Source organism: Arthrobacter sp. LFS091 (assembly GCF_047977885.1).
Lineage (GTDB): Bacteria > Actinomycetota > Actinomycetes > Actinomycetales > Micrococcaceae > Arthrobacter.
Genome location: NZ_JBFPFP010000005.1, coordinates 187,319 through 199,144 on the forward strand (window position 1 = coordinate 187,319; position 11,826 = coordinate 199,144).

At 63.3% G+C, this 11,826-nt stretch carries 11 protein-coding genes; 6 read left to right on the plus strand and 5 right to left on the minus strand.

Features of this window, described 5'->3' with window-relative positions; all coding sequences use genetic code 11:
* The first annotated feature begins 34 nt into the window (after positions 1 to 34).
* A complete protein-coding gene (locus ACNQOP_RS11095) occupies positions 35 to 838 on the plus strand; it encodes a metal ABC transporter ATP-binding protein (protein WP_416404476.1) in 804 nt (267 codons plus the stop codon).
* Entirely contained in the window at positions 839 to 1,729 is an 891-nt protein-coding gene (locus tag ACNQOP_RS11100; RefSeq protein WP_235520558.1) for a metal ABC transporter permease, read from the plus strand.
* Here the strand turns inward: ACNQOP_RS11100 and ACNQOP_RS11105 are convergent.
* Positions 1,726 to 2,193, minus strand: a complete 468-nt coding sequence (locus tag ACNQOP_RS11105; RefSeq protein ID WP_235520689.1) for a Fur family transcriptional regulator — start codon at positions 2,191 to 2,193, stop codon at positions 1,726 to 1,728. The genes ACNQOP_RS11100 and ACNQOP_RS11105 overlap by 4 nt on opposite strands.
* A 94-nt stretch (positions 2,194 to 2,287) precedes the next feature.
* Between ACNQOP_RS11105 and ACNQOP_RS11110 the strand changes: the two genes are divergently transcribed.
* On the plus strand, positions 2,288 to 2,941 hold the full coding sequence (locus tag ACNQOP_RS11110; protein ID WP_257369163.1) for an MBL fold metallo-hydrolase: 654 nt from the start codon (positions 2,288 to 2,290) through the stop codon (positions 2,939 to 2,941).
* Here the strand turns inward: ACNQOP_RS11110 and ACNQOP_RS11115 are convergent.
* Positions 2,938 to 4,020 carry a PLP-dependent cysteine synthase family protein gene (locus tag ACNQOP_RS11115; RefSeq protein ID WP_284987022.1) on the minus strand — a complete coding sequence of 361 codons (1,083 nt, stop codon included), beginning with the start codon at positions 4,018 to 4,020 and terminating at the stop codon, positions 2,938 to 2,940. The genes ACNQOP_RS11110 and ACNQOP_RS11115 overlap by 4 nt on opposite strands.
* A gap of 71 nt (positions 4,021 to 4,091) precedes the next feature.
* Here ACNQOP_RS11115 and ACNQOP_RS11120 point away from each other — a divergent pair, with 71 nt between their 5' ends.
* From ACNQOP_RS11120 to ACNQOP_RS11130, 3 genes are read left to right on the plus strand one after another with little or no spacing between them, the layout of a single operon-like run.
* Entirely contained in the window at positions 4,092 to 5,009 is a 918-nt protein-coding gene (locus ACNQOP_RS11120) for a sulfurtransferase (RefSeq protein ID WP_416404477.1), read from the plus strand.
* Positions 5,006 to 6,160 (plus strand): NAD(P)-dependent alcohol dehydrogenase, encoded by a 1,155-nt coding sequence (locus tag ACNQOP_RS11125; protein WP_416404478.1) that lies wholly within the window; start codon positions 5,006 to 5,008, stop codon positions 6,158 to 6,160. Before ACNQOP_RS11120 ends, ACNQOP_RS11125 begins: the two co-directional genes overlap by 4 nt.
* Positions 6,157 to 6,585 (plus strand): HIT family protein, encoded by a 429-nt coding sequence (locus ACNQOP_RS11130; RefSeq protein WP_257369159.1) that lies wholly within the window; start codon positions 6,157 to 6,159, stop codon positions 6,583 to 6,585. The genes ACNQOP_RS11125 and ACNQOP_RS11130 overlap by 4 nt, the downstream gene beginning before the upstream one ends.
* 61 nt (positions 6,586 to 6,646) lie before the next feature.
* On the opposite strand, the gene hrpA is transcribed toward ACNQOP_RS11130, so the two are convergent.
* Genes hrpA through ACNQOP_RS11145 form a run of 3 tightly spaced genes read right to left on the minus strand, consistent with a single transcriptional unit; the run spans position 6,647 to position 11,804 of the window.
* Positions 6,647 to 10,594, minus strand: coding sequence for an ATP-dependent RNA helicase HrpA (gene hrpA, locus ACNQOP_RS11135; protein WP_416404479.1), 3,948 nt, complete (start codon positions 10,592 to 10,594; stop codon positions 6,647 to 6,649).
* 13 nt (positions 10,595 to 10,607) lie between these two features.
* On the minus strand, positions 10,608 to 11,600 hold the full coding sequence (locus tag ACNQOP_RS11140; protein WP_284987025.1) for a helix-turn-helix transcriptional regulator: 993 nt from the start codon (positions 11,598 to 11,600) through the stop codon (positions 10,608 to 10,610).
* Positions 11,601 to 11,633: 33 nt separating this feature from the next.
* Positions 11,634 to 11,804, minus strand: coding sequence for a hypothetical protein (locus ACNQOP_RS11145; RefSeq protein WP_014922190.1), 171 nt, complete (start codon positions 11,802 to 11,804; stop codon positions 11,634 to 11,636).
* Positions 11,805 to 11,826: the final 22 nt, after the last annotated feature.

Below are 11,826 nucleotides of genomic sequence, written 5' to 3' on the forward strand. Positions count from 1 at the left end.
GCGCTTGGATCGAGGACAACTTTTGACACCGGTAGTGAGCCTCCGCGGCGCCAGCCTGCAGTTCGGCAAGAGGACGCTCTGGCGGGACCTGGATCTCGACATCAACCCGGGAGAGTTCTTCGCCGTCCTGGGGCCCAACGGCAGCGGTAAGACGAGCTTCCTGAAGGTCCTCCTTGGATTGCAGGAACTCCATTCCGGCACCGTGTCCTTGGGCGGCCACCCGGTGGAACGGGGCAGCAAACGGATCGGCTACATTCCACAGCAGAAGGCGTTCGCGCCAGATACCCCCTTACGTGCCCGCGATCTGGTGGGGCTGGGGATCGACGGGCACCGCTGGGGCATCAGGCTATCGTCGGGCAAGGTCAACCAACGGATCGACGACTTGTTGGAGCAGGTAGGGGCCTCCGATTACGCCAAGGTCCCCGTTGGCCAGCTGTCCGGCGGTGAGCAACAACGGCTCAGGGTGGCCCAAGCGCTGGCCTCGGAACCGCAGGTCCTGCTGTGCGATGAGCCGCTGCTTTCGTTGGACCTGCATCACCAGCAGGGCGTCAGTGCGCTGATCAACAAACAGTGCCACGAGAGGAACAGCGCCGTGGTTTTCGTGACCCACGAGATCAATCCTGTGATCGACTATGTGGACCGGGTGCTCTATCTGGCAGGTGGGCAATTCCGTGTGGGGACGCCACAGGAAGTGATGACCACGGAAGTTCTTTCGGAGCTGTACAACAGCCACGTGGAAGTCATCCATACCAACGGAAGGATCGTCGTCGTCGGTCTTCCGGACGCGACCACGCACTTCCATGACGATGCCCACGCCAGCGTCGGGGAGGAGCTCTAAGTGGATCTCGCTACTGTTTTTCAGACCATCTTCAATTTTGAGAACTACTCCGAGCTGCTGGTCCTGGTCCAGAACTCCATCTGGGCCGGGGCGGTTCTGGGGCTGTTGGGCGGCCTGGTTGGCACATTCGTGATGAAACGCGATCTCGCGTTCGCTGTTCACGGAATCTCGGAATTGTCCTTTGCCGGAGCGGCTTTTGCGTTGCTGATTGGCGCGGACATCATCTTCGGGTCCTTGATCGGTTCGGTGGCCGCGGCAGTGCTGTTGGGCTTCATGGGCGTCCGGGCCCGGGATAAGAATTCGATCATCGGCGTCATCATGCCCTTTGGCCTGGGCCTGGGGATCCTGTTCCTGGCGCTGTATGAGGGCCGGGCAGCCAACAAGTTTGGGCTGTTGACGGGGCAGATTGTGTCCGTGGATACCGTTCAGCTACAGGTTCTTGCCGGGACCGCCGTCGTGGTGATGCTTGCGTTGGTGGCCATCTGGCGGCCACTGAGCTTCGCCAGCGTGGACCCCGAAATGGCTGAGGCACGCGGTGTCCCGGTGCGGGGTCTCGCGATTGGCTTCATGGTTCTGCTGGGCGTCAGCGTGGCGCTGTCCATCCAGATCGTTGGCGCACTTCTGGTGCTTGCCTTGCTGATCACCCCCGCTGCGGCTGCTTTGAAAGTGACAACCTCGCCCAAGTTGGTGGTGGTGCTCAGCGTGGCCTTTGCCATGACCGCCACCGTGGGCGGCATCCTCCTGGCCCTTGGAAGCAGGATCCCCATAAGCCCCTACGTCACCACGTTGTCGTTCCTGATCTACGTTGTGTGCCGGGTGATCGGACGCGTCCGCGCCAAGAGGGGCCTCAACGGGCGGGTGTCGCGGGAACAGCCTGCGGGAGCGCTCTAGAGCTTTCCCGCGGCTTTCTTCGCGGTGCACTCAGGGCAGAGCCCGAAGATCTCAACCGTGTGCGCGACCTCGGTGAAGCCATGTTCCGCAGCCGTGCGGGCAGCCCAGGTCTCGACGGCGGGGGCCTCCACCTCGACCGCTTTTCCGCAGTTGCGGCACAGCAGATGGTGGTGGTGGCCGGTGACTGCGCATCGACGGTAGACGGCCTCGCCTTCGCCGTTGCGCAGGACATCAATCAGTCCGTCATCCGCCAGGGACTGCAGGATGCGGTAGGCGGTGGCAAGGGACACCGAGATGCCCTTGTTTTGCATCAGCCGGTACAGCTCCTGGGTGCTGACAAAGTCGTCCAACTCGTCCAGGGCGGCGCTGACAGCCAAACGTTGCTTGGTGACACGTTGCTCCTTCACACCGCCGGAGGCCGGCGTGGCCGGGCCTGTCGTGGTGGAACCGGTGCCGTGTGGCATTGACTGACTCACTTCCGTGGGGATCCTGGCGAACCCCAATTTTACCAGCAGGGGAACCTTGGAAACTCTCAGGGGCCGCCCCTAGGCTGTCCCCATGAAGCTCACCAAGTACACCCACGCATGTGTCCGCTTGGAGAAGGACGGAAACGTCCTTGTCATCGACCCCGGGGCCTTCTCTGAGGCCGAAGAAGCGTTGAAGGGGGCGCAAGCAGTACTCATCACGCATGAGCATAACGACCATATCGACTCACCCGCCGTTCTGGCAGCCCTGCGGAGCAACGAGTCGCTGGTAGTCCACGCCCCGGCCGGTGTCGCCACCGCACTCAAGGAAAACAGCGACATCGCTGCCCGTGTGCACGTCGCCGAGCCCGGCTCTGACTTCCAGGCTGCCGGCTTTGGCATTAAAACCTTCGGCGGCCAACACGCCGTGATCCATCACCAGATTCCGGTCGTGGCGAACATCGGTTACCTGGTGGACGGGAACGTGTTTCACCCGGGGGATTCCTTCGTGGTCCCGGACGGACTGGACGTCAAGACACTCCTGGTACCCATCCATGCACCGTGGTCCAAAGTGGGCGAGGTGCTGGACTTCGTGATCTCCGTGCGTGCTCCCAAGGCGTTTCCGGTCCATGATGCGCTGCTCAACGATATGGGACGGGGCCTCGTTGAAGGCCATGTCACACGGATTGGTTCCCGCTACGGCACCACGTACCAGTCGCTGGCGCCACGGGACTCCGTGGAGGTCTAGCCGGTCCAGGTTCCCGTGTCGTGGAAGTGCTTCAACACCGCTTCATGCGGCGCGGGATCCAGGCCGTGCGAGGCAAGCCACCCGGCGTCGTTGTAGCTGCCTGCGTAGCGGTCGCCGCCGTCGCACATGAGCGAAACGATGCTGCCTTGCCGTCCTTCGGAGATCATGGCAGCCACCAGTTGCCAAACGCCCCAGAGATTGGTGCCGGTGGAGGGTCCCGCGTGCAGGCCGGTGAGTTCGCGGAGATGCCGCATGGCGGCTACGGACGCGGCATCGGGGACCTGGATCATGTGGTCTATCACCGCCGGAATAAAACTCGGCTCGGAGCGCGGACGGCCGATGCCTTCAATGCGGGAGGGCAATCCTGTGGCTGTGGATGCGTCGCCGTCCCGCCAGGCCGGGTAGAAGGCCGAGTTTTCGGGATCAACGACCGCAAGGCGGGTGCTGTACCGGTTGTAGCGGAGGTAGCGGCCGATTGTGGCACTGGTGCCCCCGGTGCCGGCTCCCACTACGATCCATTCGGGCACCGGGTGCTCTTCCAGGGCGAGCTGCTCAAAGATTGATTCGGCAATGTTGTTGTTGCCCCTCCAGTCGGTGGCCCGTTCTGCGTGGGTGAACTGGTCCATGTAGTAGCCGCCGCACGTCTTCGCGGTCTCTTCAGCTACCGCGTAAACCTCGGACGCGTGGTCCACGAACAGGCACGTGCCGCCGAAGTCTTCGATCAACGCGATCTTTTCGGGGCTGGTTGTCCTGGTCATGACCGCGATGAACGGCAGGCCGATCAGGCGCGCAAAGTACGCCTCGGAAACCGCCGTGCTGCCGCTGGAAGCTTCGACGATGGTGGTGCCTTCAGTGATCCACCCGTTGACCAGGCCGTAGAGGAACAGTGAGCGTGCCAGACGGTGTTTGAGGCTGCCCGATCGGTGCGTCGACTCGTCCTTCAAATACAGCTGCACGCCCCAGTGCTCCGGTAACGGCACTGCGTAAAGGTGGGTGTCAGCCGAACGGTTGTTCTCCGCCTCGATTTTGCGGATGGCCTCGCTGGCCCAGGCCCTGTCCTGAATACACGAATTGCTCACTGGATAAGCCTAGGCTGGAATCCGGGCGCCGACAGCAACGGTGCCCGTGCCGTCGGACCGAAGGAGAACCCATGGACACTCTGATCAGCGCTGCAGGGCTTCGCAAGCGCCAGGAATCGGGCGAGCGGACTGTGCTCCTGGACGTACGTTGGGTCCTGGGGCGAAGCGATGGGCACAGCGAGTACCTGGCCGCCCATCTGCCGGGTGCTGTTTTTGTGGACCTCCCCTCGGAACTCGCAGACCACGCGCTGCCCGAGCGGGGCCGCCACCCGTTGCCTTCCCCGGAACGCTTCCAGGCGGCCGCGCGCAGCTGGGGGATTAACGACGGCGACACGGTGGTGGCGTACGACAACAGCGGCAGCATGGCAGCGGCCCGCGTGTGGTGGATGCTGCGGAACGCCGGTTTCGGCTCGGTCTATCTTCTCGACGGCGGCCTTTCCGCCTGGCGTGCGGGAGGTTACCCGGTGGAGGAAGGGGAGGTGCGGCCCGCCGTCGGAAACGTCACTTTGGGCGACGGCGTCATGCCGGTCGTTACCGAAGCGGAAGCCGCAGAGTGGCCGCAGCACGGGACGTTGCTGGATGCCCGGGCAGGGGAGCGTTACCGGGGTGAAGTGGAGCCTGTCGATCCCAGGGCAGGACACATTCCGGGGGCCGTGAGTGCTCCAACCACGGAGAACGTGGCAGCCGACGGTACGTTCTTGCCGGCAGAACAGCTCCGCCGACGCTTCGAAGACCTGGGCCTGGCAAATTCCAGCGATGTCGCCGTCTATTGCGGTTCCGGGGTGACGGCGTCGCACGAAATTGCCGCGCTTCATATCGCTGGGTTCACGGCATCGCTTTTTCCTGGATCTTTCTCGCAGTGGTCCAACAACCCCCGTAATCCCGTGGCGGTAGGAGCTGAACCGTTCGAGGCCGGGGCTGGGAGTGAAGGCCGTCACGATGGTCGGAGTGGCACCAGCGCCACTGCCGGGAGTAGCGTCGAAGGATGACACCCGGACGCCCTGTGCCCCCGCCACTTGCCAAGACCATCACCCCTGATCCGGACTGGACCGGAGCCGGCTCCAGTACGCTGGCCGCAGCCTACGGCGCAACGGCGCCTGACAGCGGGCTGGTGCCCCTGACGGTGGCACGCCGGATCCCCACGGAGGACGACGTGGAGATCGCGATCGAATTCTGTGGGCTCTGCCATTCGGACGTCCATGCCACGCGTGGGGAATGGCGCGTTCCGCCGTATCCGCTGGTACCCGGGCACGAAATCGTAGGGCGGGTGACCCGTGTGGGCACCGGCGTGCAGGACTTCGCCCCCGGCGACCGCGTAGGCGTGGGTTGCATGGTGGACTCGTGCCGCGAATGTGACAGCTGCCTCGACGGCCTCGAACAATACTGCGAGCGGGGCAACATCGGTACCTATGGTGCAGCGGACCCCCGGCATGGTGGCGCTGTCACCCAGGGCGGATATTCGACGTCGGTGGTGGTTGACCGGCGGTTCGTGCTGAGGATCCCCGATGCGCTCGATCCCGCAGCAGCGGCGCCGCTGCTGTGTGCCGGTATCACTACGTATTCCCCGCTGCGGTACTTCGACGTCGAAGAGGGCGACACCGTAGGTGTTGTGGGCTTGGGCGGACTGGGTCACATGGCCGTCAAGATCGCCAAGGCCATGGGCGCGGAAGTCACGGTGTTCACTACCTCCGAGTCCAAGTTCGACGCAGCCCGTGAACTCGGAGCCGACCACGTGGTTCTTTCCAAGGATTCCGAAGCCATGGAAGAAGCCAACCGCAGCATCGACGTCATCATCGACACTGTCGCTGCACCGCACGACCTCAACCCCTACTTCCGTACGCTCCGCCTGGACGGTGCCCTCTTCCAGCTGGGCCTTCCTGCCGACGACATGCCGCCGGTCAGCCCCGCCCTGTTGATCCGGCGACGGCTCGCCTACGCGGGTTCGCTGATCGGAGGCATCGCGGAAACACAGGAAATGCTGGACTTCTGTGCCGAACACGGTGTCGCCAGCGACATCGAGATCGTGGGAGCTGAACAGCTGAACGAGGCGTACGACCGCATGGTGGCCGGCGACGTGAAGTACCGTTTCGTTCTGGATACCGCAACACTCCAGGAACCATCGGAAAGGGCAGACGCATGAGCACGCTGTTCACCAGGATCATTGACGGGGAGATTCCCGGCCGCTTCGTCTGGAAGGACGATGAAGTGGTCGCCTTCCTGACCATCGCACCGCTTACACAGGGCCACACGTTGGTGGTGCCGCGTGAAGAGGTTGACTCGTGGACGCATGCAAGCCCGGAGCTGCTGGCCAAGGTCATGGACGTCGCCCAGAGCATCGGGAAAGTACAGGAGGAGCTCTTTGACGCCAAGCGCGTGGGCGTCCTGATGGAAGGCTTCGAAGTGGAGCACCTGCACGTGCACGTGTGGCCGGCCTACTCCACTGCGGACTTCGAAGTGCACAACGTGGACCACAACCCGGATCCGGCGGTCATGGACGCTACTGCGGTGAAACTCCGTGCAGCCCTGCGGTCTGCAGGGCACGGGGACGCCGTTCCGGCAGACTGAGACCCCTCCAAGATTTAACCCGGCGGTGCTGAATCAGCGCCGCCGGGTTTCTTGTTGGCGGTTATGCCGGGGCAAGCGCCTGGTTGAGGACGGTACGGATGCGCTTCTCCGACACGGAGTAGGCGGTTCCGAGCTCCACGGCGAACAGGCTGACCCGCAGCTCTTCGATCATCCAGCGCACCCGGGTTAACTCGGTGCCTGCCCGGCGTCCGGGCAGCAGTGCGGAAACGGCGTCGTCGTAGTCGTCCTTGAGGCCTTGCACGACTGCCATGTTGAGGCTGTCGCGTTGGACGTTGCCGGGCAGCTTCTCCAGGCGCTTCTCTATGGCCTGCAGGTACCGCGGCATCTGGCTCAATTGGGCGTAGCCCGTACGTGCCACAAAGCCCGGAAAGACCAACTGCTCCAACTGGCTCTTCATGTCATTGAGCGCACTGATCAGCGGCAGGCTCGCATTGGATTTCAGTTCCTTCTGAATGCGGCGGGTGCTCGACAAAATACGCTCGACGACGGCGGTCACCGTGAACACGGTATCGATCAGTTCTGCCCGTACTACTTCATACAGTGCATCAAAGGACTGTCGGTCCCACGGAAGTTCCTGCGGCGTCAACTTATCGATCGCAGCAAGGGCGCAGTCCGCAATCAGGGCGCTGACGGATCCGTGCGGGTTCTGGCTGAACGTGAGCTTTTCCATGTTGCTCAGGTGCTCCAGCACGTAACGGTCGGGGGGTGGAATACGCAATGCCAGGAGCCGGATGACTCCACCCCGCATTGCGGCCTCCTGTTCCGCCCGGGTCTGGAAGACCCGGAGCGCCACGGACTTGCCCTCATCCACCAGGGCGGGGAAACCGGTGACGGCATGGCCCTTGACGGTCCGCGTGACCTGGCGTTCCACGGTGCCAAAGTCCCATTCCGTGATGCCGCTCTTCTCTGCCACCGCACCATCACCCGCCGCTGAAGTGCCGGGGGCTGTGTGCTGGCCGGTAGTCGTGCCAGCTGTGCCGGCCCCCACTCCGTTCTTGGCGCGGGACGTCGTGGCCGGGGTAGCTCCGAGCGACTCGGCAATGGCGCGACGGGTGGCCGGTGCCAGCTTCTCCTGGAGCTCAGCGAGGTCCTTGCCCTCGTCCAGTACCTTGCCTTTGCTGTCCACTACCTTGAAGCTCACGCGCAGGTGTGCCGGGACGGCATCCCAGTTCCATGAGCCCGGAGGTATGACATGCCCTCGCAGCCGGCGCAGTACGAGCTCCAGGGAAGGCTCGAGCTCGTCGGTTGCGGGATCGAAGTCAGCTTCAAGGGCTGCGGTTGCCTGCCTGGCGACATCCGGTGCCGGAACGAAGTTCTTGCGTACCTGCTTGGGCAGGGATTTGATGAGGGCCGTGACGAGCTCCGCGCGTTGGCCGGGTATTTGCCAACGGAACGGGGCGTCGTCCAACTGGTTAAGGAACAACACCGGAACCTCAGCGGTCACGCCGTCGGACGGGTTGGGAGCCGATCCCGGCGCCACGGGGTGGAACTCGTAGCTCAGGGGGAGTTCAAAGCCCTTGTGCATCCACGTCTTTGGGTACGCGGAGTCATCCAAGGACTCGGCTTCTTCACTCATCAGCAGGGACTGGTCGAAGTCCAGAAGGGCGGGGTCCGATTGGCGGGCGTCTTTCCACCACTTATCAAAGTGCCGTTCGGAAACCACGTCCTTGCCTACGCGGGCGTCGTAGAACTCAAAGAGCGTCTGGTCATCCACCAGGATGTCGCGCCGACGCATGCGCGTTTCGAGTTCTTCGATTTCCTGCAGCAGGGCACGGTTACGGTGGAAGAATTTGTGGTGGGTCTTCCACTCACCTTCCACCAAAGCGTGACGAATGAACAGTTCCCGGGACAGTTCGGGGTCGATGCGCCCGTAATTGACCCTGCGGTTGGGAATGATCGGCACACCATACAAGGTGACTTTTTCGTGGGCCAGCACGGCGCCCTGGCGCGAGGACCAGTGCGGTTCGCTATAGGAGCGCTTCACCAGGTCCGGTGCCACCTGTTCGGCCCACAGGGGGTCGAACTTCGCGGCAACGCGGGCCCAGAGCCGGCTGGTTTCCACCAACTCGGCAGCCATGACAAACGCCGGCGACTTCTTGAACAGCGCCGACCCGGGGAAGATCGCGAACCGGGTGCCCCGCGCGCCGACGTATTCGCGCTTGCGCTCATCCAGGAGGCCGATGTGGCTGAGCAACCCTGACAGCAGGCTGATGTGGATGCCCTCATAGTTGCCCACGGGGTCCGCTTCGCGCTTGTTGTCCAGGGTGATGCCCAAAGGCTTGGCCATTTGCCGGAGCTGTGTGAAGAGATCCTGCCACTCGCGGACGCGCAGGTAGTTGATGAACTCATTGCGGCATAGCCTGCGGAATTGGGTGGAGGAGAGCTCACGCTGTTTTTCCTGGATGTAATTCCAGAGATTGAGGAAGCCTGTGAAGTCCGAGATCTCATCGCGGAAACGTGCGTGTTTCTCCGCGGCGAGCTGCTGCTTGTCCGTCGGCCTCTCCCGAGGGTCCTGGATGGTCAAAGCCGCGGCGAGGATCATGACTTCCCGGACGCAGCCGCGCTTGCCGGCCTCCACAATCATGCGGCCCAGCCTGGGATCAACCGGCAATTGGGCAAGTTGATGGCCGACGGCGGTCAGGCCACCACCGTTTCGGCCGTTGCCGCCGGCGTCGGCAGGCTTGGAGGCACGCAAGGCGCCGAGTTCGCGGAGGAGAGTGACGCCGTCGTTGATGGCCCGTGACTCCGGGGGCTCCACGAAGGGGAAGTTCTCGACGTCCTTTGGACCGCGCGCAACCCCCATTGCTGTCATCTGGAGGATGACGGCCGCGAGGTTGGTACGCAGGATCTCGGGGTCCGTGAACTGCGGACGAGACTCGAAGTCCTCTTCCGAATAAAGACGGATGGCTATGCCTTCGGACACACGGCCACAACGTCCTGAGCGCTGGTTGGCCGAGGCCTGGGAGACGCGTTCGATGGGAAGGCGCTGGACCTTGGTCCGGTGCGAGTACCGGGAGATCCGTGCCGTGCCGGTGTCGATCACATACTTGATTCCCGGTACGGTCAACGATGTTTCGGCCACGTTGGTAGCCAGGATGATGCGCCGTTTGCCGCCCGGGTTGAAGACCTTGTGTTGTTCCTGGAGGCTGAGGCGGGCGAAGAGGGGAAGCACTTCCGCCCCGGCAAGGCGGCGGTTCGTTTGGATACGGCCATTGATGGCCTCTGCAGCGTCACGGATTTCGCGCTCGCCGGAGAAGAAGATGAGGATGTCGCCCGGGGCTTCCTTGGCGAGCTCGTCAACGGCGTCGCACACGGCATCGAGGGGATCGCGGTCCTCTTCGAGCTCGTCGTCCGAATCGTCCTCGTCCCCGCCCGCCGGCTGAGACAGTGGGCGGTACCGGATTTCCACCGGGTAGGTCCGCCCGGAGACTTCAATGATCGGTGCCGGATCTTCATCGGTACCGAAGTGCTTGGCGAAGCGCTGGGGGTCGATGGTGGCGGAGGTGATGATGACCTTGAGGTCCGGGCGCTGGGGAAGGATCCGCTTGAGATAGCCCAGGATGAAGTCGATGTTGAGGCTTCGTTCGTGCGCCTCATCGATGATGATCGTGCTGTATTTCCGCAGGAGTTTGTCCCGCTGGATCTCCGCAAGCAGGATGCCGTCGGTCATCAGCTTGATTTTGGTGGACGCGCCCACCTCGCCGGTGAAACGGACCTGGAAACCCACTTCCTGGCCGATTTCGACGCCAAGTTCGGAGGCTATGCGTTCGGCAACAGTGCGCGCCGCAAGGCGGCGCGGCTGGGTGTGGCCGATCAGGCCCTTGTCTCCAAGGCCTAACTCGAGGCACATCTTGGGGATCTGGGTGGTCTTACCAGAGCCGGTTTCGCCGGCAATGATGGTTACCTGGTTGGCCGCGATGGCCGCCATCAGATCCTCGCGGCGCTCGGATACGGGCAGCTCTGCGGGGTAGGAAATATGAAGTGTCATGGCTGCTGCCAGTCTACTGTGGCTTGGTTCCGGCGTCCGCGACCTCCGACACAGTCCCGGCAGCTGCACGGAGGCGATGGGAAAGGTCCAAGGCGAAGGTCCTGAATTCCTCCGGCTCGATGATCTCGAAATTCATGTCCAGCGAGGCCAGATAGGCCCCCGCTGAGGCCAGGCTGTCCCATCCGGACCGCAGGATCGTGGCCTGGTCGCCGTCGGCCGTTAGGGTGGCGTACTGGGAACTTACGACGGCGGCTACCTCGGCGAGGGGCGCGCGGAGCCGCACGACGACGTCGAACCTGTAGGGCGAACGCGTGATTGATTGCTGTACGTACGCCGCAAGGTCCTCTGCCGGCAACGGCCGTGGAGTGTACTTCCTGCGTTCCGAAGGCAGGGAAGCAAAGCGGTCGGCCCGGAACGTCCGCCAGCCTTCCCGCTCCAGGTCCCACGCCACCAAGTACCAGCGCCGGCCGGTGTCCACCAGCCTGTAGGGTTCCACCAGCCGGCGAGCGGAGTCGCCGTCGGACCTGACGTACTCGAAGGAGATCTGCCGCCTGTCGGATATCGCCGCCGAAACCACCGTTAATTGTTGCGGATCAACGCTTGCTGCATTGGTGGGAAGGGTGGTCACGGCAGCTTTCAACATGGCGAACTTAGGGCGAAGCCGGGAAGGCAGGACCTGTTCCAGTTTTGCCAACGCCCGCACGGAGGCCTCCCCGATTCCCGCCACCGGGCCCGCCGCGACGGAATTCAGGCCCAGGGCGACGGCCAAAGCTTCGTTATCGTCAAGGAGGAGGGGCGGAAGCTGCGCGCCAGCGCCAAGTTGGTAGCCGCCGGCGATCCCGGGGGTGGCGTGAATGGGGTAGCCAAGGTTGCGAAGCTTGTCGATGTCGCGGCGCACCGTCCGTTCGGTGACGCCCATGCGGTCAGCCAGGTCTGGTCCGGTCCATTCCCGGCGAACCTGCAACAGCGACAAGAGTTGAAGGAGCCGGGCCGAGGTTTGGATCATGCAAGCGAATCTAGTCCATGGCCGGGCGATTCCTCAGTAGATGCGCGGATTCCAGTAGGGGCTGCTCGGAGCATCGAAAGCGCTCCACGGTTCCTTGGAGTTGATGGGCGGGTTGTGGCCGCGGCCATCCTTCAAGAGGGCTGAAACGGTAGCGGCAACGGCGGTGATGAGGACGATGAAGAGGATGATTCCGAAGATTTCCATGCCTCCAGCCTGCTCCTGTGGC

What these genes read in the sequence shown, in the direction of transcription:
- ACNQOP_RS11130 (WP_257369159.1), top strand. Translation starts at nt 6,157, where the DNA reads ATGAGCACGCTGTTCACCAGGATCATTGACGGGGAGATTCCCGGCCGC.
- ACNQOP_RS11140 (WP_284987025.1), bottom strand. Translation starts at nt 11,600, where the DNA reads ATGATCCAAACCTCGGCCCGGCTCCTTCAACTCTTGTCGCTGTTGCAG.
- ACNQOP_RS11125 (WP_416404478.1), top strand. Translation starts at nt 5,006, where the DNA reads ATGACACCCGGACGCCCTGTGCCCCCGCCACTTGCCAAGACCATCACC.
- ACNQOP_RS11105 (WP_235520689.1), bottom strand. Translation starts at nt 2,193, where the DNA reads ATGCCACACGGCACCGGTTCCACCACGACAGGCCCGGCCACGCCGGCC.
- ACNQOP_RS11110 (WP_257369163.1), top strand. Translation starts at nt 2,288, where the DNA reads ATGAAGCTCACCAAGTACACCCACGCATGTGTCCGCTTGGAGAAGGAC.
- hrpA (WP_416404479.1), bottom strand. Translation starts at nt 10,594, where the DNA reads ATGACACTTCATATTTCCTACCCCGCAGAGCTGCCCGTATCCGAGCGC.
- ACNQOP_RS11145 (WP_014922190.1), bottom strand. Translation starts at nt 11,804, where the DNA reads ATGGAAATCTTCGGAATCATCCTCTTCATCGTCCTCATCACCGCCGTT.
- ACNQOP_RS11120 (WP_416404477.1), top strand. Translation starts at nt 4,092, where the DNA reads ATGGACACTCTGATCAGCGCTGCAGGGCTTCGCAAGCGCCAGGAATCG.